This is a genomic window from Pseudomonas sp. Pseusp18 (assembly GCF_059506005.1).
Map to the genome: position 1 here is coordinate 1,758,553 of NZ_CP169240.1, position 23,076 is coordinate 1,781,628.

Annotated in this window: 26 protein-coding genes; 9 read left to right on the top strand and 17 right to left on the bottom strand. The window is 59.2% G+C overall.

Translation table 11 applies throughout. The features are described 5' to 3' along the window. Window positions 1-66: 66 nt before the first annotated feature. The 3 genes from ACEN9A_RS07815 to ACEN9A_RS07825 are packed head-to-tail and all read right to left on the bottom strand — an operon-like array spanning window position 67 to window position 1,110. Window positions 67-408 (bottom strand): hypothetical protein, encoded by a 342-nt coding sequence (locus ACEN9A_RS07815; protein WP_258672900.1) that lies wholly within the window; start codon window positions 406-408, stop codon window positions 67-69. Further along, window positions 405-794 carry a phage holin family protein gene (locus ACEN9A_RS07820; RefSeq protein WP_258672901.1) on the bottom strand — a complete coding sequence of 130 codons (390 nt, stop codon included), beginning with the start codon at window positions 792-794 and terminating at the stop codon, window positions 405-407. Before ACEN9A_RS07820 ends, ACEN9A_RS07815 begins: the two co-directional genes overlap by 4 nt. 1 nt (window position 795) lies before the next feature. Beyond that, window positions 796-1,110 (bottom strand): ElaB/YgaM/YqjD family protein, encoded by a 315-nt coding sequence (locus tag ACEN9A_RS07825; RefSeq protein WP_258672902.1) that lies wholly within the window; start codon window positions 1,108-1,110, stop codon window positions 796-798. 306 nt (window positions 1,111-1,416) lie between these two features. Between ACEN9A_RS07825 and ACEN9A_RS07830 the strand changes: the two genes are divergently transcribed. Then, a complete protein-coding gene (locus tag ACEN9A_RS07830) occupies window positions 1,417-2,625 on the top strand; it encodes an ammonium transporter (protein WP_230139274.1) in 1,209 nt (402 codons plus the stop codon). A 1-nt stretch (window position 2,626) separates the two neighbouring features. Here the strand turns inward: ACEN9A_RS07830 and ACEN9A_RS07835 are convergent, their stop codons facing one another. Beyond that, entirely contained in the window at window positions 2,627-4,339 is a 1,713-nt protein-coding gene (locus tag ACEN9A_RS07835) for a cation:proton antiporter (RefSeq protein WP_258672903.1), read from the bottom strand. Window positions 4,340-4,537: 198 nt separating this feature from the next. Between ACEN9A_RS07835 and ACEN9A_RS07840 the strand changes: the two genes are divergently transcribed. From ACEN9A_RS07840 to ACEN9A_RS07850, 3 genes are all read left to right on the top strand, one after another. Continuing rightward, window positions 4,538-4,780, top strand: coding sequence for a glutaredoxin family protein (locus tag ACEN9A_RS07840; RefSeq protein WP_019582515.1), 243 nt, complete (start codon window positions 4,538-4,540; stop codon window positions 4,778-4,780). A 161-nt stretch (window positions 4,781-4,941) separates the two neighbouring features. Then, window positions 4,942-5,262 (top strand): hypothetical protein, encoded by a 321-nt coding sequence (locus ACEN9A_RS07845; protein WP_007895054.1) that lies wholly within the window; start codon window positions 4,942-4,944, stop codon window positions 5,260-5,262. A 72-nt stretch (window positions 5,263-5,334) separates the two neighbouring features. Continuing rightward, window positions 5,335-6,225, top strand: coding sequence for a pseudouridine synthase (locus ACEN9A_RS07850; protein WP_258672904.1), 891 nt, complete (start codon window positions 5,335-5,337; stop codon window positions 6,223-6,225). Window positions 6,226-6,309: 84 nt separating this feature from the next. On the opposite strand, the gene ACEN9A_RS07855 is transcribed toward ACEN9A_RS07850, so the two are convergent. Beyond that, on the bottom strand, window positions 6,310-6,531 hold the full coding sequence (locus ACEN9A_RS07855; protein ID WP_007940041.1) for a YgdI/YgdR family lipoprotein: 222 nt from the start codon (window positions 6,529-6,531) through the stop codon (window positions 6,310-6,312). Window positions 6,532-6,607: 76 nt separating this feature from the next. After that, the gene (mobA, locus tag ACEN9A_RS07860; protein ID WP_258672905.1) at window positions 6,608-7,210 is read right to left on the bottom strand and encodes a molybdenum cofactor guanylyltransferase MobA; all 603 of its coding nucleotides are present in this window, start codon (window positions 7,208-7,210) and stop codon (window positions 6,608-6,610) included. Window positions 7,211-7,291: 81 nt separating this feature from the next. Between mobA and moaB the strand changes: the two genes are divergently transcribed. Together moaB and ACEN9A_RS07870 are read left to right on the top strand one after the other, a co-directional pair. Then, on the top strand, window positions 7,292-7,831 hold the full coding sequence (gene moaB / locus ACEN9A_RS07865; RefSeq protein ID WP_007940044.1) for a molybdenum cofactor biosynthesis protein B: 540 nt from the start codon (window positions 7,292-7,294) through the stop codon (window positions 7,829-7,831). Then, window positions 7,815-9,041, top strand: coding sequence for a molybdopterin molybdotransferase MoeA (locus ACEN9A_RS07870; RefSeq protein WP_028939025.1), 1,227 nt, complete (start codon window positions 7,815-7,817; stop codon window positions 9,039-9,041). The genes moaB and ACEN9A_RS07870 overlap by 17 nt, the downstream gene beginning before the upstream one ends. 66 nt (window positions 9,042-9,107) lie before the next feature. Here the strand turns inward: ACEN9A_RS07870 and ACEN9A_RS07875 are convergent, their stop codons facing one another. Further along, the gene (locus ACEN9A_RS07875; protein WP_019650572.1) at window positions 9,108-9,416 is read right to left on the bottom strand and encodes a hypothetical protein; all 309 of its coding nucleotides are present in this window, start codon (window positions 9,414-9,416) and stop codon (window positions 9,108-9,110) included. A 324-nt stretch (window positions 9,417-9,740) separates the two neighbouring features. Between ACEN9A_RS07875 and yegS the strand changes: the two genes are divergently transcribed. Continuing rightward, the gene (yegS, locus tag ACEN9A_RS07880) at window positions 9,741-10,658 is read left to right on the top strand and encodes a lipid kinase YegS (RefSeq protein ID WP_258672906.1); all 918 of its coding nucleotides are present in this window, start codon (window positions 9,741-9,743) and stop codon (window positions 10,656-10,658) included. Here yegS and ACEN9A_RS07885 read toward each other — a convergent pair. The 3 genes from ACEN9A_RS07885 to ACEN9A_RS07895 all read right to left on the bottom strand — a co-directional run bounded on the left by ACEN9A_RS07885 (window position 10,642) and on the right by ACEN9A_RS07895 (window position 13,154). Next, the gene (locus tag ACEN9A_RS07885; RefSeq protein WP_019582509.1) at window positions 10,642-11,301 is read right to left on the bottom strand and encodes a response regulator; all 660 of its coding nucleotides are present in this window, start codon (window positions 11,299-11,301) and stop codon (window positions 10,642-10,644) included. The genes yegS and ACEN9A_RS07885 overlap by 17 nt on opposite strands. Next, a complete protein-coding gene (locus ACEN9A_RS07890) occupies window positions 11,298-12,191 on the bottom strand; it encodes a sensor histidine kinase (protein WP_258674153.1) in 894 nt (297 codons plus the stop codon). The genes ACEN9A_RS07885 and ACEN9A_RS07890 overlap by 4 nt, the downstream gene beginning before the upstream one ends. Window positions 12,192-12,683: 492 nt before the next feature. Then, entirely contained in the window at window positions 12,684-13,154 is a 471-nt protein-coding gene (locus tag ACEN9A_RS07895) for a hypothetical protein (protein ID WP_019582507.1), read from the bottom strand. 462 nt (window positions 13,155-13,616) lie between these two features. On the opposite strand from ACEN9A_RS07895, the gene ACEN9A_RS07900 reads away from it, so the two are divergent. Beyond that, window positions 13,617-14,552, top strand: a complete 936-nt coding sequence (locus ACEN9A_RS07900; protein WP_018929995.1) for a chemotaxis protein CheV — start codon at window positions 13,617-13,619, stop codon at window positions 14,550-14,552. 140 nt (window positions 14,553-14,692) lie between these two features. Then, a complete protein-coding gene (locus tag ACEN9A_RS07905) occupies window positions 14,693-15,496 on the top strand; it encodes an MOSC domain-containing protein (protein WP_019650576.1) in 804 nt (267 codons plus the stop codon). A 69-nt stretch (window positions 15,497-15,565) separates the two neighbouring features. On the opposite strand, the gene ppnP is transcribed toward ACEN9A_RS07905, so the two are convergent. From ppnP to ACEN9A_RS07940, 7 genes are all read right to left on the bottom strand, one after another. Further along, window positions 15,566-15,850, bottom strand: coding sequence for a pyrimidine/purine nucleoside phosphorylase (gene ppnP / locus ACEN9A_RS07910; protein ID WP_018929993.1), 285 nt, complete (start codon window positions 15,848-15,850; stop codon window positions 15,566-15,568). 74 nt (window positions 15,851-15,924) lie between these two features. Then, on the bottom strand, window positions 15,925-16,473 hold the full coding sequence (locus tag ACEN9A_RS07915; protein ID WP_086944671.1) for a 3'-5' exonuclease: 549 nt from the start codon (window positions 16,471-16,473) through the stop codon (window positions 15,925-15,927). A gap of 71 nt (window positions 16,474-16,544) precedes the next feature. Beyond that, window positions 16,545-18,506, bottom strand: a complete 1,962-nt coding sequence (locus tag ACEN9A_RS07920) for an acetyl-CoA carboxylase biotin carboxylase subunit (RefSeq protein WP_258672907.1) — start codon at window positions 18,504-18,506, stop codon at window positions 16,545-16,547. 64 nt (window positions 18,507-18,570) lie between these two features. Then, window positions 18,571-19,368 (bottom strand): enoyl-CoA hydratase/isomerase family protein, encoded by a 798-nt coding sequence (locus ACEN9A_RS07925; RefSeq protein ID WP_258672908.1) that lies wholly within the window; start codon window positions 19,366-19,368, stop codon window positions 18,571-18,573. Beyond that, window positions 19,365-20,522: a citronellyl-CoA dehydrogenase gene (atuD, locus tag ACEN9A_RS07930; protein ID WP_258672909.1), complete on the bottom strand. Its 1,158-nt coding sequence runs from the start codon at window positions 20,520-20,522 to the stop codon at window positions 19,365-19,367. The genes ACEN9A_RS07925 and atuD overlap by 4 nt, the downstream gene beginning before the upstream one ends. A gap of 23 nt (window positions 20,523-20,545) precedes the next feature. Then, window positions 20,546-22,162: a geranyl-CoA carboxylase subunit beta gene (atuC, locus tag ACEN9A_RS07935; protein WP_258672910.1), complete on the bottom strand. Its 1,617-nt coding sequence runs from the start codon at window positions 22,160-22,162 to the stop codon at window positions 20,546-20,548. A gap of 2 nt (window positions 22,163-22,164) precedes the next feature. Beyond that, window positions 22,165-23,064 carry an SDR family oxidoreductase gene (locus ACEN9A_RS07940; RefSeq protein ID WP_138867052.1) on the bottom strand — a complete coding sequence of 300 codons (900 nt, stop codon included), beginning with the start codon at window positions 23,062-23,064 and terminating at the stop codon, window positions 22,165-22,167. Window positions 23,065-23,076 lie beyond the last annotated feature (12 nt).

The following is a 23,076-nucleotide window of genomic DNA, read 5'->3' on the forward strand; positions in this document are numbered from 1 at the left end:
GGATCAACCTCTCGATAAAGAGGTTAATCCCGGTGGTATTGCAAGAATGCAGCCAGACAAAACTGATTAGTTTTTGCGCGAAGCGCTCTGCATGACCAACTTGATCAGTGGCCCCAATGCAGCGCCCAGGCTAACCAGCTTGGTCAGGCTGCCGATACCTCCGCCCTTGGCACCCTTGCCGGTCAGAAAGCCCAACCCGATCACGGCCGCGATGCCCCAGAGCGGGGCGTGTTTGATGCCGAAACCGTCTTGCAAGTTCTGCGTCATGCCACGCACCCGTTGCAGGGGCTGCAGCAGTTGTTGGGATTCGTGGCGAATTTCCTGGCGATGCATTTCCATGCGCAGGCGGATCAGCGCCTTGCGCATTTCCGTGCGCGAGCTGTTACGGGGAAGTTCAGGCAGGTTCATGGCAACAGGCGCTCCCGATCGTTGGCCAGTTCTTCCAGAGTGCCATGGAAGGGCGAGGACTCATCGAAAATCGCCGCCCTCAAGCGCATTGCGCAGAACAACGCTGCGAGGGTGTAGAACACACAGAGCCCGATGATTGCCGCCAGGCGATAGGTGTCCCAAAACAGGATCAACACCAGCGTCGACAACCCCACCAGCAACAACAAGGCAAAGACCAGCGTCAGGCCGGCAAACAGCAACAGGCTTACGGTGCGTGCTTTTTGCTCCTGTAGCTCGATGCCGAACAGTTCGACATGGCTGTGCAGCAATCCAAGAAATGCGGCACCCAGGCGCCGCGATGAAGAGCGGGTGCCCGTCGCGGACGAGCCGGATTCATCGATCGCCATATCAGCGCCGAGTGGCCAGCAGACCAATCAGGAAACCCACGCCGGCTGCGATCCCGACAGATTGCCATGGGTTGGCCTGGACGTAATCTTCCGTGGCGGCGACAGCCGCTTTGCCGCGCTCGTGCAGGGCGTCTTCGGTCAGCTTCAGGGTTTCCCGGGCACGCAGCAGGCTGTCGCGAATCTGCTCGCGCAGCTCATCGGCCTGATCACCGGCCAGGGAGGCGGTGTGTTCCAGCAACCGCTCGGTGTCGCTGACCAGTGTCTGAAAATCTTCCATCAGAATTTCTTGAGCAGTCTTTGCCTTGGTGCGTGCCATTGGTGATCTCCGTAAGTGGCTTCTGAAGCGTTCGAGTATGAGCCTTGCGCGAAGGTTCAGTACAAATGACTGGTACATCTTTTGCTACGTCGTGGTGCGTCAGCCGGCGCTATTGCGCTGTTGCCGGGCATGATTTCAGGAAACCCCTGACTCAAACAATCAAAACTCGCGCAGAGGCGGCGGTCTTGTGCGCCAAAGCGGTTCATCCGGATCAGCGTTGCGGTCTGGATGAGCTGCAACTTGGTGCGTCGACCATCTGTGCGAACTGCTTTGGTGCTTTTTTTCAGCCTTCAGGTCTGCCAATCCATGGAAAATCTGCAAAGTGCTGTGGACAGTCTGGTCCATAGCTCCAACACGTTGTTCATACTTATCGGTGCGGTCATGGTTCTTGCCATGCACGCCGGTTTCGCCTTTCTTGAGGTCGGTACGGTTCGCCAAAAAAATCAGGTCAACGCCTTGTCGAAGATCCTCAGCGACTTCGCCATTTCGACCCTGGCCTACTTCTTTATAGGCTATTGGATTTCCTATGGGGTCAGTTTCATGCAACCGGCGGCGGTGATCACCGCCGATCATGGCTATGGGCTGGTGAAGTTTTTCTTTCTGCTGACCTTTGCCGCGGCGATACCGGCGATTATTTCCGGAGGCATCGCCGAACGCGCCCGGTTCGTCCCGCAGTTGTGCGCGACGGCGCTGATCGTGGCGTTTATCTACCCCTTCTTCGAGGGCGTGGTCTGGAACGGCAACTTCGGTCTGCAAGCCTGGTTGCTGGCACGTTTTGGCGCCAGTTTCCATGACTTCGCCGGCTCCGTGGTGGTTCACGCCATGGGCGGCTGGCTGGCACTCGCGGCGGTGTTGCTGCTGGGGCCGAGGCAAGGTCGTTATCGCGACGGGCGACTGGTGGCATTCGCGCCGTCGAGCATTCCCTTCCTGGCGTTGGGGTCGTGGATCCTGATCGTCGGCTGGTTCGGTTTCAACGTGATGAGCGCCCAGACCCTGCAAGGAGTCAGCGGGCTGGTGGCGGTGAATTCGTTGATGGCCATGGTCGGCGGCACGGTGGCGGCGTTGATCGTCGGGCGCAATGACCCGGGCTTCCTGCATAACGGCCCGTTGGCCGGATTGGTGGCGATCTGCGCCGGTTCGGATCTGATGCACCCGGTGGGCGCATTGGTGACCGGCGCCATCGCCGGAGCACTGTTTGTCTGGTGCTTTACCGCAGCTCAAGGCAAATGGCGTATCGACGATGTGCTGGGTGTCTGGCCTTTGCATGGGCTGTGTGGTGTCTGGGGCGGGATCGCTTGCGGCATCTTCGGGCAAATCGCTTTGGGTGGTTTGGGGGGCGTGAGCCTGATCAGTCAGTTGATCGGCACTTCTTTGGGGGTAGTCGTGGCGCTGGCCGGTGGTTTTGCCGTGTATGGCGCGATCAAGGCGGTCCATGGCCTGCGCCTGAGCCAGGAAGAAGAGTATTACGGCGCGGACTTGTCGGTGCACAAGATCGGCGCCGTGAGCCAGGATTGAATCAGCGTTCTTCATCGTCGGCGCCGGGGTAAAAGTCGTGCAGCAGGCGATAGCGGTCATGCCGTACCTGGTCGACCCGGTCCTGCACCTGCTGGCCGGGTATGCCTAGCATGATCAGCGCGTGGGAGGCGAGCATCAGGCTGGACTCCAGCAACTCGGGTACGACTTCGCTGGCGCCGGCCGCCTTCAACTCGGCCAACTGACTGTCATCCCGGGTGCGCACCAGGATCGGCACGGTCGGGTTGAACCGCCGTGCTTCCTTGAGAATCAGCAGGGCGATGTCCGTCTTGTCCACGGCAACCACCAACAGTCTTGCGCGCTCCAGCCCTATCGCGATCAGCAGCTCGCCGCGGCGTGAGTCGCCGTAGTGCACACTGCTTTCATTGACCACGGCTTCCTGGACCCGCACCGGATCGGTGTCCAACGCGATGTACGGTTGCTGAACATGACGCAGGAAACGCCCGATGGATTGACCGACGCGGCCGTAGCCACAGATCACCACGTGATTGTGCAGGCCGGCGTTGAGCGCGCTGATTTCTTCGAGTTCGGCTGCTTTGTTGGGTTTGCGGTGCAGACGCATGGCGATGCGGGGAGCGGCGCGCAGGAGTACAGGCGTTACCAGCATCGAGCAGAACGTGGCGGCCAGCAGCAGGCCGCCGAGGTCGGCGGGCATCAATTTGTTCTGTTGCATCTGCGCCATCAGGGCAAAACAGAACTCACCCCCTTGGGCCAATGCCAGGCCGCTGCGCCAGGCGGTTTCGCCATCGCTGCCGCGCCATTTGACCAGCAGTGCGACCAGGGTGCCCTTGATCAGCAGCAACCCCAACGTCAGACCGAGAATCAACAGGCCGTGGCTGGCAAACAGGCGCAAGTCGATCAGCATGCCGATACTGACGAAGAACACTCCGAGCAGGATGTCGCGGAATGGACGGATGTCGGCCTCGATCTGATGTCGGTAGTGGCTTTCGCCCAGCAGCATGCCAGCGAGAAAGGCGCCCAGGGCAGGGGAGAGGCCGAGCAGGTGAGTCAGCCAGGCCGTCAGCAGAACAATCACCAGTGCCAACAGCACGAACAGCTCCGCGGACCGGGCCGCGGCGACTTCATGGAACAGCCGTGGCAGAAACCAGCGACTGACCAGCAGCAAACCGACGAACAGCACCAGGGTCTTGGCCAGCGTCAGCGGCAGTGCCCAATACCAGGCCTGGTCGCTGCTGCCGGCGAACACCGGCACAAGCGTCAGCAGCAACACCGCAATCACGTCCTGGAACAACAGCACGGCGATGGCATTCTGGCCGTGACGGCTGAATATTTCGCCGAGGCTGCTCAATTCCTTGCTGACAATGGCGGTAGACGACAGCGCCAGGCCAGCACCGAGTAAAAGGGCCGGTGTGATCGGCATGCCGAACAGCATCAGCAATGCCCCCAGCAAGATCCCGGACCCCAGCACTTGCAGGCTGCCCAGGCCAAACACCACCTGGCGCAGTGCGAGCATCTTCGACAGGGAAAACTCAAGCCCCAGGGAGAACAGCAGGAACACCACGCCCAATTCAGCCAGATCGGGCAAGTCTTCGTTTTCATTCACCCAGTTGAACGCTGTCGGCCCGATCATCAGCCCTACGCACAAGTAGCCCAACACCGGTGGCAAACGCAGGCGCTGGAACAGTGCAATCACCACCAGGGAGGAGGCGAGGATGATCAACAAGTTGGCAAACACAAAAAACTCCGGTGAGGGTTATGGCTACTCAAGCGTAGAGGCAAAAAAGACGCGAGCATCGCGCAAATGACCGGCGACGCAAATGATTTGCGTCAGAATTTTGCCGAAAACTCTTCAAATCACCGTTGCTCGGACGTCGGCTCGACTGCGTTTGATGGTGGGCCTAGAATGAGCGCTTACTCGTTTGGTCTTGTCGTCATGCCTCCTGAATGTCAGCTGTTCGGCACCGTTGGTTGCCATCTTTGTGAAGTCGCCGAAGCCATGCTGATGGAGTTTGTCGAGCGTGGTCTGTTGGTGGAGCTGGTGGATATCGCTGACGATGAAACCTGGTTCGAAGCCTACAGCCTGCGTATTCCGGTGTTGCGTCGGGTCGATACCGGCGCTGAACTGGGCTGGCCGTTTAGTGCCGAGCAGGTGGTGGCGTTCCTGCGCGAATCCTGACACTGCTGGCGATGCCCCCATCTGTCGCGATCCTCGTTTCATTCGTTGGCGAAAGGTTGGTTATTCGGTTACTGTATGTGCATACAGTTATTCGGATTGCCTGCCATGCTTCTCCCTGTTCGGGTTTGGGCAGATGATCCCGGACGTCAGAGGGATGAAATGTGGTCAATGTCGAACAATTGAAGAACAGCGTGAACCGGATGTCGGCGGACGTGGTGCGCGAGGCGGTTCTCGAATTGCGTCTGGATGGTCTGGTCACGGAAGGAAAAACGCCTTTCAACAAACTGCATTTCAATACCTGTTTCGCCGAAATCGAAGCCTTGTTCCAGCGTGCGGGTTATCACCGGCAGCTCGATGTCGTGGGCTATCAGGGGTTGTTGTATGCGCTTTATGATCCGGGTCGCTGGGAAGCGGTCGATGTGCTGCGCTGGCTCAAGGAGTTCACCGAAGCGGCCGCTCGAACCCAGTCGATACCGGCCTGAGGATTCTCTTCTAGGTTCGTTCCGGCCACTGTTGGATAATGCTGCCCTGCATTGAGGGTTAGAGCTTTTCGTATGTCCACTTCATCTTTTTCTGCTGCGCACAACCAGGCCAGCACGCTCTATCTGCCGCCTGGTCCGTGGCAGACCGTATTCGATTGCCTGTGCGAACACTTCAGCGCCATCGGTCGTGAGCAATGGCTGGACAGAATTGCTCGCGGTCGTGTCCTCGATGGGCAAGGCATGCCGATTGCCCTGGATCTGCCTTACAAGGAAGGTCTGCGGATTCATTATTTTCGTGAAGTACCGGACGAAAAACCGATCCCGGTGGTGGAGTCGATCCTCTATGCCGACGAGCATCTGGTGGTGGCGGACAAACCGCACTTCCTGCCGGTGACGCCGGCTGGGGAGTATGTGGAGCAGACATTGCTGCGACGACTGATCCGGCGACTGGATAACCCGCATCTGGTGCCTTTGCATCGTATTGACCGGCATACGGCAGGGCTGGTGCTGTTCTCAGCCAATCCTCAGAGTCGGTCAGCGTATCAGTCATTGTTTCCTACACGCCAGATCGAAAAACGCTACGAAGCAATCGCCCGGGCATTGCCTGAACTGACCTTTCCGATGGTTCATAAAAGTCGACTCATCGATGGCGAGCCGTTCTTTCGCATGCAGGAAGGTCCGGGCGTCAGCAATACCGAGACGGCTGTCGAGGTCAGGGAAAAAAACGGTGAATTCTGGCGCTATGCGCTTTACCCGGTAACGGGCAAGAAACATCAGTTGCGAGTGCACATGGCGGCCCTGGGGGCTGGCATCTGCAATGACCCGTTCTATCCGCGGGTGCTCAAGGACGTAGAAGACGACTATGCCAACCCCTTGAAGCTGTTGGCCCAGGGATTGCGATTTGTTGATCCGGTTACGGGGCAGGAAAGAGAGTTCGAAAGCACAATCACCCTGGAGTGGTGATTACAGGCAAACCTGCTTTGCTTCAGCCACGAAAAAGCCCGCTTTAAAAGCGGGCTTTTCTGTATCCGATGGTCGCCGCAAAGATTACAACTCTTTAACGGTACGAACCTGATCCTTGTTGATACGGATGTGTTTGCCATCCAGCTGTTCGAACTCGTAAAAGCCCGACTCTTGATCGTACTTAGGCGCGTCGACGGCCTGGATTTCTCGACCGTCATTCAAGGTGATCACTGAAGGCGATGCACAACCGGCGAGGGTCGCAAGGCCCAGTGCGAGCATGAAAGTGGCGAGGGTCCGTTGGGTCATGGGTGTGTCTCCGAATGGAAAATCTTTTGAATACTGAGCTTGAGACGTATGCAGCGCGTGCAAGTTCCTTCGAGCGTCAGTCTGACACAGTGTGATGCGTGCTTAACAGTTCCGGCGTATTGAGGTTGGCCAGGCGAGGGTCGTTGTCGGGGCACTGCAGGGCCATGGCGCCCAATGTGCGCATCAGTCGGCCCGGGCTGCGCTCGCCTTCGTTCCAGGCCGTCTCGAAAGCCCCTGAAAGAACGACGGGAATCATGCATAGCAAAGGTTCCCAGTGTTCTCCATGGCGCAGCATCAACGGTTTGTCCGGATGCTGCGCGGCAGTTTCACGCATGTTCTGGAGCAGCACCGCATCGATGCGTGGCACATCGCAGGGCAATACCAGCAGGTGCGTGTGGCGGGCGGCCTTCAGGCCTGCGCGAATACCCGCCAATGGCCCCGGAAAGTCGCCTTCATCGTCATGGACCAGTTGATCCGCATAAGGCGCATATTTCTCCAGGTTTCTGTTGCAGGAGATGATCAGATCATCGCTCAGCAGACGGGTCTTGCGGTGCAGATGCGCGATCAGGGGCTCGCCGTGCCATTCCAGCAAACCTTTGTCCCGACCGCCCATGCGTTGGCCACGCCCGCCCGCCAGGAGCAAAATGGAGCACGGCGCCAAAGGTGTATCCGAGGTCATTGCACTTCTCCATGGGGGCGGCGAAAAAATGAGGCGCTGTGATATAACACCGGGCTGTTTCTCCTACAACTGGACGAGCCTATGAAAGCCAAGGCTGATGTACCTTTCGCACCGCTCAACATCGCGGTGCTGACTGTCAGCGATACCCGTACCCTGGAAACCGATACCTCAGGCCAGGTCTTCGTTGACCGCTTGAGCGCTGCCGGTCATAACCTGGCGGCCCGTGTATTGCTCAAAGATGATCTCTACAAAATTCGTGCGCAAGTGGCCAACTGGATTGCCGATGAAGTCGTGCAAGTGGTGCTGATCACTGGCGGTACCGGGTTTACCGGTCGTGACAGCACGCCCGAAGCGGTGAGTTGCTTGCTGGATAAGCAGGTCGATGGTTTTGGTGAACTGTTCCGGCAGATATCGGTGGCGGATATCGGTACTTCCACGGTTCAGTCCCGGGCCTTGGCCGGTCTGGCCAATGGCACGCTGGTTTGCTGCTTGCCGGGTTCGACCAATGCTGTGCGCACCGGTTGGGACGGCATTCTCGCCGAACAACTGGATTCCCGGCACCGCCCGTGCAATTTCGTGACCCATCTGAAACAGGCGGCACCCTGTGAATCCCGCGGGTAAGCCAGGCAAGACTGGCAGCCTGATGGCCGTCGAGGTGGCGCTCGCGCGGTTACTGGAAATGGCCGACGCCTCAAGAATTCATGAGCACCAACGCTTGCCGTTGGCGCAGGTTCAGGGGCGTGTACTGGCTGCTGATCTGGTCTCGACACTTGATCTGCCGCCTTGGCCCAACAGTGCCATGGATGGGTATGCCTTGCGCGTCGCCGACTGGACGGGAGAACCGTTGCCGGTCAGCCAGAAGATTTTTGCGGGTCAGGCTCCGGAGCCCTTGAAGCCTGGGACCTGTGCGCGGATCTTCACCGGCGCGCCTGTGCCCGCGGGTGCCGACTGTGTCGAGATGCAGGAGAACGCCGAGGTTCAGGCGGATGAGCGGGTACGTTTCACCGAGACCATGACCCCGGGACAGAACATCCGTCCACAAGGCCAGGAAACCACCGCCGGTGAGTTGATCTTGCCCGCCGGTACACGCCTGGGGCCCATCGAGCAGGGGCTGGCGGCATCGTTGGGATGTGCTGAACTGGATGTGGTTCGCAAGGTTCGTGTTGCGGTTTTGTCTACCGGGGATGAGCTGATTGAGCCGGGCCAGGCCCTTGGACCGGGACAGATCTACAACAGCAATCGAGTGTTGCTTTGCAGCTGGTTGCAGCGCTTGGGCTGTGAGGTGATCGATGCTGGCATTCTTCCCGATGATTTAGCGACCACTCGTGCCCGTCTCGGCGAGTTGAAGGATGTCGACCTGATTCTCTCCACCGGTGGCGTATCGGTGGGAGAAGCCGACTTTCTGGGCATTGCCTTGCGGGAAGAGGGCGAGTTGACCCTGTGGAAGCTTGCCATCAAGCCAGGCAAGCCGCTGACGTTCGGGCATTTTCGCGGTGTGCCTGTCATTGGTTTGCCCGGCAATCCGGCGTCAACGCTGGTGACTTTTGCTCTGTTGGCGAGGCCCTACCTCTTGCGCCGCCAAGGCGTAAAAGAGATCGAACCCCTGAAGTTTCAGGTACCGGCAGGGTTTGTCTGGCCAAAGGCTGGTAACCGACGTGAGTACTTGCGCGGACGTCTGGAAAATGGCCGGGCAATCATCTACAAGAATCAGAGCTCTGGCGTACTGCGCAGTGCCGCCTGGGCGGATGGTCTGGTTGAAGTGCTGGAGGACCGTACGCTGATCGAGGGTGATAGTGTGAGCTTCATCCCGTTGAGTGAAGTCCTGGGCTGATGCAGGTCCTGGTTCTGCCACGCAAGCCCGGTCGAAAGCGTTGGGGCTTGCGTGCATGACCGTTCCTTAATTTGCCAGAAGGGTCACGACCTGGTCGAAGCGACTGTTGGAGATCCAGCTCAAAAGCCCCAGGACCACAGCTGTTCCGCCAGCTGAATAGGCAAGCCTGTGCTTGATGGATTTGACGTCGCCGCGGACTTCATCCAGGTCTCTGCGGATGTACTTGAGATGTGTCTCCAGTTCAGTGACGCGAGGTTCCATATCAACTTCTCCGATGGGCTTTGCGCTGCTTTTGAATTCAGCCTGCTGATTGGCGTGATTGTCTGAGAACGGCGTGACCGGAGTTACCGGTAGTCTGAGGTCATGGCTTTGCACGGAATAATTGGCTCCTTGCGTTAAAACCATTCAGGTGGCCGATACTTTTATTACTTACGATTTTTAAGGACCTTAAAGAGGTTCCATTCATTGTTTGCACGTCCCTGTGTGATTTATTGGTGATGACTGATAACCGCTGACACAACGGTGTACCAATTACCCTGATGGGTCAATTGAGCCGATTCCTCAGGTTTTGTAAGAAAAAATACCGCTCTGTAGGACTCAAGTGTCCTTCCCCTGGAAATAATTGAAATCCTTGCGACTTTTATGAGGGGCTGCGAGGTCAACATCTCCCATACGGATTCGGAAAGGGGGCTGATCAAAATGAGCGAGCGCAAGGCGCTGTTGATTCTGCATGGCAAGCAGGCACTCAATGAGCAGGTCCGTTCAGCTGTCGAAGGCAAGCGCCAACAAGGCTGGGAACTGGCTGTTCGATTGACCTGGGAGGCCGGTGATGCGCAACGGCTGGTGGGGGAAGCATTGGCGGCGGGCTATACGCAGCTGATTGCCGGCGGCGGCGATGGCACCTTGCGTGATATCGCCGAAGCCATGGCGGCGCATTCGACGCAGGCCAGCCTGGTGCTTTTGCCCTTGGGCACCGCCAACGATTTTGCACGCGCCGCGGGTGTGCCCCTGGAGCCCGCTCAAGCGCTGGAGCTTTTGGAGGCCGTCCCGCATGCCATTGATCTGGGGGAGGTCGGCGGGCAGGTTTTTCTGAACATGGCCACGGGCGGTTTTGGCAGTCAGGTCACGGCCAATACTTCCGAGGATCTGAAAAAAATTCTTGGCGGCGCGGCTTATCTCTTCACCGGTTTATCGCGCTTCAGTGAGTTGCATGCCGCCTATGGCGAGTTGCAGGGGCCGGATTTTCACTGGGCCGGTGAGTTGTTGGCATTAGGCATCGGCAATGGCCGACAGGCTGGTGGTGGTCATATGTTGTGCCCGCAGGCGCTGGCTGACGATGGTCTGCTGGATATCAGCATTTTGCCCGCGCCCCAGGAAGTGGTCGGTACCTTGAAAGACCTGCTGACCGATGGTTTCGGAATCGACAGCATGTTTGTGCGAGCCCGCTTGCCGTGGGTCGAGATCAAAGTATCGGAGGGCCTTTATATCAACCTTGATGGTGAGCCTCTGGAGGGCGATAGCCTGCGTTTTTCGGCACGGCCGGCGGCATTGCCGGTGCATTTGCCCGAGGGCTCGCCGCTGCTGAGCGGCTCGAATCCGGCTAATCGTCCAGACTGATGATTTGCTCGCGTACGGCGAACAACACCAGGCCGGCCACATCGTAGATCTGCAAGCGTTTCATGATCTGCGAGCGGTGGGTTTCGACAGTCTTGATGCTCAGGCCCAAGCCGTTGGCAATTTCCCGGGTGGATTTTCCGCGAACAATCAATCGCAGGATTTCCAGCTGGCGTGCCGTCAGGTTGTGCGAGTCCTGGGTTGGCGCCTGATTTTTCTGGGTTCGGGTCAGCGCCTGGTTGATGACGGTGTGGGCAATGGCCGGGCTCAGGTAGCGTTCGTTATTGCGCAAGGCATCCAGGGCATGTTCGAGCTCGGTGGCCGTGGTGTCTTTGAGCAGGTAGCCATGAGCCCCGGATTCGAGTGCTTGCATGATGAGCGCCGGGTCGGTGTGCATCGACAGGATGAGCACTTTGCACTGCGGACGTACTCGTTTGAGTCGCTGCAAGGCTTCAAGGCCACCGGTTTTCCTCATGGAGATATCCAGCAGGATGATGTCCGGGGACAGTTGCTCGACCATCTCGAGTAACTGCGAGCCGTCACTGGCCTCCCCAATGACCGCATAGCCGGGAATATCCAGCACCAGAGCGCGCACGCCAGCCCTGATAAGCGAGTGGTCGTCCACCAGAAGTAAGTTACAAGTCAACGCATAACCTTATTCGTACTGGCCCGTTCCAGCGCACGGGGCGCCCAGGGGAAGAGTGCTTCGATTTGAGTGCCTTTGCCCGGCTCGCTGGTCACGGTCAGCGTACCGCCCAACTGATCGATCCGTTCCGACATTCCAGCCATTCCGCGTTGCCCCTCGCGAGCAGGGTCTGCCACTGGCTCGAACCCCAGGCCGTCGTCACTGATTAACAACGTCAGGCCTTGGGGCAGACGTTGCAGGCGGACCAACAGATTCCTGGCTTCGGCATGGCGCAGCATATTGGTAACCGCTTCTTGAGTGATGCGAAAGGCCGCCACCGCCATTTCTTCCGGTATGCCAGTCAAACGTTGATGGCATTCCAGGCTCCAGTTCACGGACGTATTGGCCAGGGTTCTGAGTAAATGCGCACGCAGACTGGCTTCCAGCCCGAGACTGGTCAACTGTCGTGGGTTCAGGATGGCTGATACATCACGAACTTTGGTCAGGGTTTCGTCCAGCGTATCGCAGAGGACCGAACATTGACCCTGCAGTTCTTCAGGCAATCGACGTTTGAGCCATTCACTCTGAAGTTTTGCGGCGGTCAGCAATTGGCCAATATCATCATGCAGTTCCCGACTGAGCCGGTGACGTTCATTTTCCTGAACTTCCAGCAGACGGTCGGCCAATTCTTGAGGCTGAAACTTTATCGATTTGAGCGAGAGGCGATGCCCCACCCAGACGCAGGTCAGCGCCGCAATATTGAGCACCAGCAGACTCACCGGCAGAGGCATCGACAAGCTGTAGACCAACAGGCTGCCAAGCGCCGAGCAGGTGCACACGAAAAGCGTGAACCGGCGCGCGCTTTTTCGGGAGGGTGGCCACAGGGCGATTGACTTGAGGCTGGCGTACATAGCGGATGGAGCCAATGGATGTTCGCTGCGGGCAGACCGGTCATAAGGGCTGACGGGTCTCTGTTTGAAAATAGGTTGTATGAGTCGCCTTTAATGACGGCAGTGCAATGCTCGAAATAAAGCCTTCAATGTTATGAGCTTGTTCGCGCCAAGGGTCACTCTGTCATTAATTGACGTCAACGAATGGGCGGCATAATACCACTTAAGATACCGTTGGTCGCGTTCGGCATATAGGTAGGCACCTTCAGGAAATAACGTTTTTGGACGATAGTTCCACAATGGAAAAACTTTTTGATTTTTATCTTCGAAAAATATCGAGTGTGCCAGGCGTTTAGTTTTTATTGGCAGGCACTATCTGAAGTCGGGGCCGGGGTATCTATTTGTTTCGAGCTGCCATCGACGGGTATGAAGTATTCAATTGCGGTATGCGCACACTCAAGTAACAGGGCGACATCATTACAATAAAAAATGTGCAACACGGGGTTGATGAATTCAAGCCTGTCGTTCAGAGAACGAAACGAGCCTGAACTGCTTGGAGTGGCTGGGCGGCTGAAACTGACTTTGTCCCACTTGAAATGCAAACGCTTCGATCAGGGACGTCTGTTCACTGTCATCGAGGCCGAGTTGGCCGGTGGTCTGGTCGATGAGTTCGAGTTGCCAGGCCATTAACGTGAAGCAATCCTTGAGCGCATCCAGGGCCTGATCGTGCAGGTCCATGTGATTCTGGGCGTGGCTCAGCAATCCATGAATGTGCAGCGAGAATTCCGAAACCGTTGCCAGTGCCAAGGCATCGGCCTTGCTTGCCAGCTTGAGAAGGGTACTGAGCATGCAATCGATGGCGTCCTTGTCATTGCTGATCAACTGCAAATGACTCAGGCACTCCTCGGACTTGGCCAGGAGTGTTTCAGCCTCGACGAGAAACTCCGGAATTCGCTGGGCCCACTCTTTAGGGTTGTTCGCCATGCTTATCTCCACAACGTCATGTCAGATGAGGGAATGTCGTGTGTGTCGACGAGAACCTTACGTGTCCCGGCGCTGCCATGCCTTGGTGAGATCGCGCTCTGGCAGGCTTGGGCACCGACTGGGGAACTCGAGAGGGTGGATGGCCACTGACCTGCGATCGCACACAAAAGCCTGACTCCGTTCATGCAATGAGAATGGCGTCACATTAATGGCTATTGGATATTGCGAACATCAGGTTGGGCCTGATTGTGCCTAGGGGAATCCCTTACACAGGGGAACCTAACGTGCAAACCGAGGTCGCGCCGCAAGGGATGAAGCAGATGGAATCAAGGGGTCAGTAAAGCATGATGTTAATGTGACATCAATGCTTGGGCATGGCATTTTGTCCGGGGGTCAAGATTCGGCAAAAACTGCCGATAACTCTCTTTAGTGAATTCATCAGAACAAGCCCAGGAGTCATTAATGGCCGGCATTCTCGACACGGTAGACCAACGCACGCAACTGGTGGGTGAGAATCGCCTGGAAATTCTCATGTTCCGGCTGGCCGGACGGCAATTGTTCGCGATCAACGTCTTCAAGGTCCAGGAAGTGCTGCAGCTGCCGAAGCTGACCCTGATGCCGCAGCGCCACCCCTTTGTTTGTGGCGTGGTCAACCTGCGTGGCCAGACGCTGCCGGTGATCGACCTGTCCCAGGCCATCGGCATGCGTCCGCTGGTGCCAAGCCCCACCAGTACGATCATCGTCACTGAGTACAACCGCTCGGTGCAGGCGTTCCTGGTCGGTGGCGTGGACCGCATCGTCAACATGAACTGGGAAGCCATCCTGCCGCCGCCGACCAGCGCCGGTCGCCAGCATTACCTGACCGCCATCAGCAAAGTCGACGATCAACTGGTGGAAATCATCGACGTCGAAAAAGTCCTGGCCGAAATCGTGCCGTACAACGCCAAGGTCTCTCGCGACAAACTCGACGATCCGGTTCTGGAGCGCGCCCGTGGCCGTGAAGTGCTGCTGGTGGATGACTCGAACGTGGCTCTGTCGCAATTGCGCGACACCTTGGGTCAGTTGGGCGTGAAAATGCATATCGCCAGTGATGGCTTGAAGGCGCTGAACATGCTCAAGGCCTGGGCTGATACCGGTGTGAACATGACTGACAAACTGTTGATGATCTTCACCGATGCGGAAATGCCGGAGATGGACGGCTATCGCCTGACCACCGAGATCCGCAACGACCCCCGTTTGCGCGGCCTTTATGTGGTCTTGCACACCTCGCTGTCGGGTAGTTTCAATGACTCGATGGTCAAGAAGGTCGGCTGCGACAACTTCCTCTCCAAATTCCAGCCCGACAAACTCGTCGACGTGGTGCGTCAGCGCCTGATGCTCGACGAAGTGCCGGCCTGATAACGATCTGGAAAAGCGCGGTGGCAGGGTTTGGGGCTACTGCGCAGCCCAACGGGGGCAAGCCCCCTCGCCACAGGGTCTTTGATTCGGCGATCAAGCTCGTATAGGGTGGCGTTTTTGCCCACCAGGGAGCTGTGGCCATGCATCTGAGCGCGCTTTATCGTTTTCCGTTGAAATCCGGCAAGGGCGAGACCTTGAATCAGGTCAGCCTGGACAAACTGGGGCTGGACGGCGATCGACGCTGGATGCTGGTGGACGAGGCCAGCGGGCGTTTTCTGACCCAGCGCGCGGTGGCGAAAATGAGTCAGCTGTCGGCGTTGTGGAACGCAAGCGGTGGCTTGACTCTCAGTGCCCAAGGCTATTCACCGATCGATATCGCCTTGCCCGCCAGCGATGCAGAGTTGCGTGGCGTGACCATCTGGCGCGACACCTTGCGCGTGCCCGATGCCGGCATTGCTGCGGCTGCCTGGGTCAGTGAATTCATCGGCAAGCCGACGCGTCTGGTGCATGTGCCGCTCGATCGTGCGCGGACCACCCAGGCCGGCTACGGCAAGGACGACGATCAGGTGGCTTTTGCCGACGGTTTCCCGTTGTTGCTGATTGGCCAGGCGTCGCTGGAAGACTTGTCGCAACGGGTCGGGCGACCGCTGGAGATGCTGCGCTTTCGGCCCAATCTGGTGATCGAGGGCAGCGAGGCGTTCGCCGAAGATGGCTGGAAGCGCATCCGCATTGGCGATGTCGAGTTCCGCGTGGTCAAGTCCTGCTCACGTTGTATTCTGACCACCATCGACCCGCAGACCGGTGAACGCAGCGACGACCGCGAACCTCTGGCGACCTTGCAGCAATATCGGGCTCAAGAGGACGGCGCGATGTTCGGGCAGAACCTGGTCAATGACGGTAATGGCCGGCTCGAAGTCGGTATGCCAGTGACGATCCTCGAATAGCAGCCCTCAATAAAAAATGCCCGTGTCCTTGGACACGGGCATTTTTTTTCGCTGTGAAACCCTAGGGGGTTAGCCGCGATATTCGCACAGGTAAGCGGTGTCGACGGCCACTTTCAGCTGGAACTTGCTGTTGGCGGGCACGTTGAACTGGCTGCCGGCGGCGAAGGTTTGCCAGTCGCTGCTGTCAGGCAGTTTGACGGTCAGGGCGCCGGACACTACGTGCATGATTTCACGCTGGCTGGTGCCGAATTCGTATTCGCCCGGTGCCATGACGCCGATGGTTGCCGGACCTTCAGCGGTGCCAAAGGCGATCGACTTGACGGTGCCGTCGAAGTACTCGTTGACTTTAAACATGGGCGATTCCTCGAAAAGGGCTAAAAAGGGCCGGCCAGTATGCACAAGGTGTCGATAGGCGTCACCACTTGCACTCAAGGATTAGCCGGGAAAATCAGCGGTAACAGGCGCGCGGTATTGCGCGCATCCTCCAGCGCCCGATGCTGCTGACCGTTGAACTGCAGGCCCGCCAGTTGCAGGGCGCCATTAAGCCCCAGCGGGCGCTCCAGTCGACAGGCCTTGGCGAAACGTTGCTTGAGATTCATGTGCGGCACCCGGTTCAGGGCGCTGTCGAGTTGCAGCCGCTGCCATTCCTGAAGCAGCTGTTTGCGGTCGTAATCACCCCAACTGGCCCAGCCTTCCAGATTCGAGAGATGTTGGTCGAGCCAGTGTTCGAACGAAACCCAGACGTCGCTCAGAGGCTGGGCAGCATCGACATTGGCCTGGGTGATGTGGGTCAGTTCTCGGCAAAACGGGGTCAACAGGGGCCGACGCAACGGGCGCACGAAGCACTGGAAGTGATCCAGTTCCCGGCCTTTACGGTCCACGAGGGTGGCACCGATTTCGATGATTTCCATTTCTGTTACTGGCCAGCCGCCCTCATCGGTGGTGGCTTCCAGATCAATGACCAGCCAGTGAGGCATTGCAGGTTTCCTGGTATCCGCATCCTGATAGGGCTTGAGCGTAGCCAAACCCGGCGGATCCGCCTAGCGGCTTATTCGACCTCCAACAAAATCTGACGATTTTTTACCTGGTCACCGACCCTGACCTGCAAGCGCTTGAGCACGCCGTCGATACCCGATTTGAGCGGATGCTCCATTTTCATCGCTTCAAGCACCACCAGCAGCTGCCCTTTGCTGACCGGGCTGCCCTCACTGACCAATACGTCGACGATCGCCCCGTCCATCGGCGCCTTGAGCGTGCCGGAGCTGACACTGGCCTGGCCGCTGACCAGCGCCCGGGTCCGGTCGGCCAGCAGCAGGCTGCCGGGGCGCGTGAACAACCAGAGTTGCCCGGCTTCGAGGCGGTAGGCATGGCGTTGGCGGATGCCGTCGATTTGCAGGGTGGCCCAGCGTCCGTCGCACTGGATGACCTTCAGTTCGAGGGTTCGGGCGCCGACCTGCACGCGGTAGGTTTCGCCAGGTTCAGCGTGCAGTTCGACCGGCCAGGCCTGATCCTCCAGGCCGATCCGATAGTGCAGAGGCACGCTGGCGTTGTTGCGCCAACCGGCCAGCGGGGCGGGGTGAGCCTGCGCTGATGCTTGATAAAAAAGCACCGCGGCGATGGCCAGCTCGTCGGCGCTCGGCGCATGAGGGTGCAGGCAGGGATGGTCGGCGAAGTTCGTGGGGATGAACCCGGTGCTGAACTCGCCACTGATGAACTGGGGGTGTTCCAGCAGATTGGCGAGCAAGCGCTGATTGCTCTGCACGCCCAGCAGCACACTGTCCTGTACCGCCCGCAGCAACCTGCGCCGGGCTTCTTCACGGGTGGCACCGTGGGCGATGAGCTTGCCCAGCAGCGGGTCATAGAACGGGCTGACAGACTGGCCTTCGATCAGGCCATGGTCGATCCGTACACTGCCCTGGATCGCTGGCTCCCAAGCCACAATTCGCCCGGTTTGCGGCAGAAATCCCTGGGCCGGATCTTCGGCATACAGGCGCACCTCCATGGCATGCCCGTTGAGCTGCACTTGTTCCTGTCGTAGCGGCAGCGGTTGCCCTTCGGCGATGTGTAATTGCCAGGCCACCAGATCGAGGCCGGTGATCAGTTCAGTCACCGGGTGTTCCACTTGCAACCGGGTGTTCATCTCCAGGAAGTAAAACCGGCCGTGAGCATCCAGCAGGAATTCCACGGTGCCAGCCCCCACGTAATTCACCGCGCGACCCGCCTTGAGCGCCGCCTCGCCCATGGCCTGGCGCAACTCGGCGGTCATCACCGGGCAGGGCGCTTCTTCGATGATTTTCTGGTGGCGACGCTGGATCGAACAGTCGCGCTCGCCGAGGTAGATCAGGTTGCCGTGCTGGTCGCCGAACACCTGAACTTCGACATGACGCGGATCGATCAAGGCTTGTTCGAGGATCAATTCGTCACTGCCAAACCCGTGCAGGGCTTCGGAGCGTGCGGTGCGGAGCTGTTCCAGCAATTCGGCGGCGCTGTGCACCAGGCGCATGCCGCGACCGCCACCGCCGGCACTGGCCTTGATCATCAGCGGGTAGCCAATGCGTTCGGCTTCGCGACGCAGGCTGGCGTCGTCCTGTTCGCTGCCCTGATAGCCTTTGATGCAAGGCACGCCGGCGTTGATCATGGCGAGTTTCGACAGCCGTTTACTGCCCATCAGCTCTATGGCTTCGGGGCTGGGACCGATGAAGATGATGCCGGCCTGTTGGCAAGCGAGGGCGAAGCCTGAGTTTTCCGAGAGGAAGCCGTAACCGGGATGGATTGCATCGGCACCGGTGCGCCGGGCGGCATCGATGATGGCCGGGATGTTCAGATAAGACTGCTGCACCGGGGCCGGGCCGATGTTCACGGCTTCGTCGGCCGTCTGCACATGCAGCGCATTGGCGTCGGCGTCGCTGAATACGGTGACGGTGCGGTAGCCCAGGTTTTGCGCGGTGCGTTGGACGCGGCAGGCGATTTCACCGCGGTTGGCGATCAGGATTTTCTTGAGGGCCGGCATGAGGTATTTCCTTGGTTTTTGCGGTGAATGTAAAGGCTCATCGCGCGCTTGCCCGCGAAGCTCTTTAAACGGCCCACCCTGGTTTACGCTTCTGCACAAAAGCCATCGTCCCCTCGACCCCTTCAGCCCCGGTCACTGCTTCGCTGAACCACTCGGCTGCCTGATCCAGCAGATCATCCGAGGGGTGTCCGGCACTCGCCAGCAACAGTTTTTTGGTCGCCGCATTCGCCCCCGGCGCACAACACAACACATGGGCCAGCACCTCATCGAGGCGTTCGGCCAAGGCTTGTGGGTCATGCTCGACAAAATGCACCAGCCCCATGCGCCGCGCCTGGGTGCCATCGAAGCGTGCGGCGGTCAGGGCCAGTCGGCGGGCCTGGGTCAGGCCGATGCGCTGCACCACGTACGGCGCGATCTGCGCCGGCAACAGGCCGAGGCTGGTTTCCGGCAGGCCGAACTGCGCCTGATGATCGGCCATCGCGATGTCACTGACACAAGCCAGGCCGAAGCCGCCGCCAAGCACCGCACCTTGCAGCACCGTAATCACCACTTGCGGCGCGTGTTGCACCTCTTGCAGTAGCGCACCGAACGCACGGTTCAGATCGCGGTAGGCGGGCTGGCCTTGAGCGCGGGCGTTGGCCATGTCCTTGATGTCGGCACCGGCACAAAAATGCCCGCCGGCACCGCCGATCACCAACGCGCGAATCTGCCGGTCATCGCGTACCGCCGCCAGCACCGCACGCAGTTCGGCAACCATCTGCAAGCTCATGGCATTACGGCTTTCGGGACGATTGAGGGTGATGTGCAGCACGCTGTCATGCAGGCCGAGCAGCAGGGTTTGACAGGTGGGGAGGGTGCTCATTTGTTTTTCCCCGGCAGGATGCCCATGAGTTTGCAGATGATCCCCAGCATGATTTCGTCGGCACCGCCGCCGATCGATACCAGCCGCACATCGCGGTAAGCCCGGGCCACCGGGTTGTCCCACATGAAGCCCATGCCGCCCCAATATTGCAGGCAACTGTCGCTGACCTCCCGACCGAGTCGCCCGGCCTTGAGTTTGGCCATGGAGGCCAGACGGGTGACGTCCTGGCCTTTGATGTATTGCTCGGTGGCCTGGTAGACCAGCGCCCGCAGGCATTCGATTTCGGTTTGCAATTCGGCCAGGCGAAAGTGGATGACCTGGTTGTCGATCAGCGCGTTGCCGAAGGTTTTGCGCTCCTTGCAGTACTCGATGGTGCTGTCGACGCAGTACTCCAGGCCTTTGATCATGTTCGCCGCGCCGAACAGCCGTTCTTCCTGGAATTGCAGCATCTGCATCATGAACCCCGCGCCTTCGTGGCCGATGCGGTTGCGTTGCGGCACGCGCACGTTATCGAAAAACACCTGGGCAGTTTCCGAGCTGCGCATGCCGAGCTTGTCCAGGTGCGAGCTGAGGCTGATCCCGGGGCTGTTCATCGGCACCATGATCAGCGACTTGTTGATGTGCGGTTTGTCGTCCGAGGTGTTGGCCAGCAGGCAAATGAAATCGGCGCTCGGCGAGTTGGTGATCCACATCTTGCTGCCGTTGATCACGTAGTCGTCGCCGTCCTTGCGGGCCGTGGTTTTCAGCCCGGCGACGTCTGAGCCCGCGCCGACTTCGGAAACACCGATGCAGCCGACCTGCTCGCCGGTGATCGCCGGCCGCAGGAATTCTTCGCGCAGTTCATCGGAGCCGAAACGCGCCAGGGCCGGGGTGCACATGTCGGTCTGCACGCCGATGGACATCGGAATGCCGCCGCAATGAATGCTGCCGAACTCTTCGGCCGCCACAATCGAGTAACTGTAATCGAGGCCCATGCCGCCGAATTTTTCCGGTTTGGAGATTCCCAACAGACCGAGGTCGCCAGCCTTGCGGAAGATCTCATGGATCGGAAAGCGCCCGGCCTTTTCCCATTCCTCGACGTGGGGATTGATTTCATGATCGACGAATTGGCGGACGGTGCGGCGCAGTGCTTCGTGTTCCTGGGTGAAGATCATTTTTATTGTTCTCCTGATCGCCCTTAGAAGCGGGCTACACCAAAGCTGTTGGGTTGCAGCGCCCGAACCTCGGCCTCATGGCAGATGTCCAGCAAGTATCCAAGCAACGTGCGGGTATCCCGTGGATCGATCAGCCCGTCGTCCCACAGGTTGGCGCTGCCATACAGCGCGGTGGACTGGCTGTCGAGTTTCTGTGCGGTGACCTGTTCCAGCATGTCGAGCATTTTCGGGTCGGGTACCAACCCGTCCTTGAGCTGTTTGGCTTCGGTGACGATCCGCAGCACTTTGCCGGCCTGGGCGCCGCCCATCACCGCGGTGCGGCTGTTGGGCCAGGCGAAGATGAAGCGTGGGTCGAGACCGCGGCCGCACATCGCGTAATTGCCGGCACCGTAGGAACCGCCGACGACGATTGTCAGTTTAGGCACCCGGGCATTGGCCACCGCTTGAATCATTTTCGCGCCGTGCTTGATCACGCCTTGCTGTTCCGATTCGGTGCCGACCATGAAGCCGGTGGTGTTGTGGAAAAACAGCAGCGGCGTCTGGCTCTGGTCGCAGAGTTGAATGAATTGAGCGGCCTTGCTCGCGCCTTTGGGCGTGATCGGGCCGTTGTTGCCGATGAAACCGCAGGCTCGACCCTGGATCTGCAAATGCCCGCACACCGTCTGCTGATCGAACTCGCTTTTGAATTCAAGGAAGTTCGACGCGTCGGCAATCCGCGCGATGATTTCACGCACGTCGTAAGGTTTTTTCGGGTCATCCGGAATCAGCCCCAGCAGTTCGTCGATGGGGTAGAGCGGCTCTTCCCACCGACGTTCCGGTAACCACGGCAACTGATCGTTCCACGGCAACAGACTGACAATCTCGCGCACCTGGCGCACGCCATCGGCATCGTTCTCGGCCAGGTATTCGGCGGTGCCGGCGGTTTGCGCGTGCATCTCGGCGCCGCCCAGTTCTTCGTCGGTGGCGACTTCACCGGTGGCGGCTTTGAGCAACGGCGGCCCGGCGAGAAACAGCTTGGCCTTGCCGCGCACCACCACCACGTAATCCGACAACCCTGGCTGGTAAGCACCGCCCGCCGTGGCCGAGCCGTGGACCACGGTGATCTGCGGCAAGCCCATCGCTGACATCCGCGCCTGATTGGCAAAGCTGCGCGCGCCTTCGACGAAAATCTCCGCCGCATAATTGAGGTTGGCGCCACCGCTCTCGGCGAGGGTGATCACCGGCAGTTTGTTTTCCATGGCGATCTGTTGCAGGCGCAGGGACTTTTTCAGGCCGCTGGGGGAAATGGTGCCGCCCTTGATCGCGCTGTTGTTCGCCACCACCAGCACCCGCACGCCGGATACGTAACCGATCCCGGCGATCAAACCGCCGCCGGCCGCGCTGCCGTCCTTGTCGTCGTGCAGCTTGTAGCCGGCCAGGCTCGCCAGTTCGAGGAACGGCGCGCCGGGATCAAGCAGCAGGTTCAGCCGCTCCCGGGGCAGCAATTGCCCGCGCTTGTCGAACCGCGGTTTGGCTTCAGCGGCTTTACTCAACAGGTTCTGTTCGAGCTGGCGGACCTGCTCAATGCCGGCCAGCATGGCCGCACGGTTGCGGGCGAACGGTTCGCTGAACGGGTCTATCTGGGACTGGATGACCGGCATGGTTATTCCTTGTCCTTCGGTTCGTCTGGTTTGGAGGCGTCCGGCCTGAGTACTTCAGGTAAATAGGCGCGGTGAAAACCGTTGTACGAGTGACTGTTCTGCGCCTTGTGCATTGGCCAGGCTCGCCCGCCGAGGCTGGCGGCACCGTCGATGCGCAACGTGCTGCCGCTGACAAACGCCGCTGCCGGGCTGAGCAGGAACACAATCGCCGCGCTGATTTCCGATTCGGTGCCGATGCGCTTGAGCGGCACGTGTTCGCACAGCGTCGGAATCACCGCGCGGAACGCGCCTTCGTAGGTGTCCATGCCGCTGGACGCGACCCAGCCCGGCGCGACGGCGTTGACCCGCACGCCGGCGTAGCCCCATTCGAACGCGGCGGTCTTGGTAAAGTTGTCCATGCCCGAGCGCGCCGCGCCCGAATGGCCCATGCCGGGCATGCCGCCCCACATGTCGGCGAGCATGTTGACGATGGCGCCGCCGTGCTTGCTCATGGACTGATTGAACACCTCCCGGGCCATCAGAAAACCACCCACCAGGTTGGTGCGCAGGATGGTTTCGAAACCTTTCTGATTGATCGACGCCAGCGGCGACGGGTACTGCCCGCCGGCATTGTTGACCAACCCATGAATCGGCCCGTGTTCGCGGATCAGCTCGCTGACCAGTTGCGTGACGGCGTCTTCGTTGCGGATATCGCAGACCTGCCAACTGGCTTTACCGCCGTCTTCGGTGATTTCGGCGCTGACCTTTTTCAATTTGTCGGCATTGCGCCCCACCAGCAGCACCTGCGCGCCGAGGGCCGCGAGCTCATGGGCGGTGCAACGACCGATGCCGCTGCCGCCACCGGTGACAATGATGGTTTGGCCGGCGAACAGGTCGGGTTTGAAAATCGAGTCGTAAGCCATGGCGACAGTCCT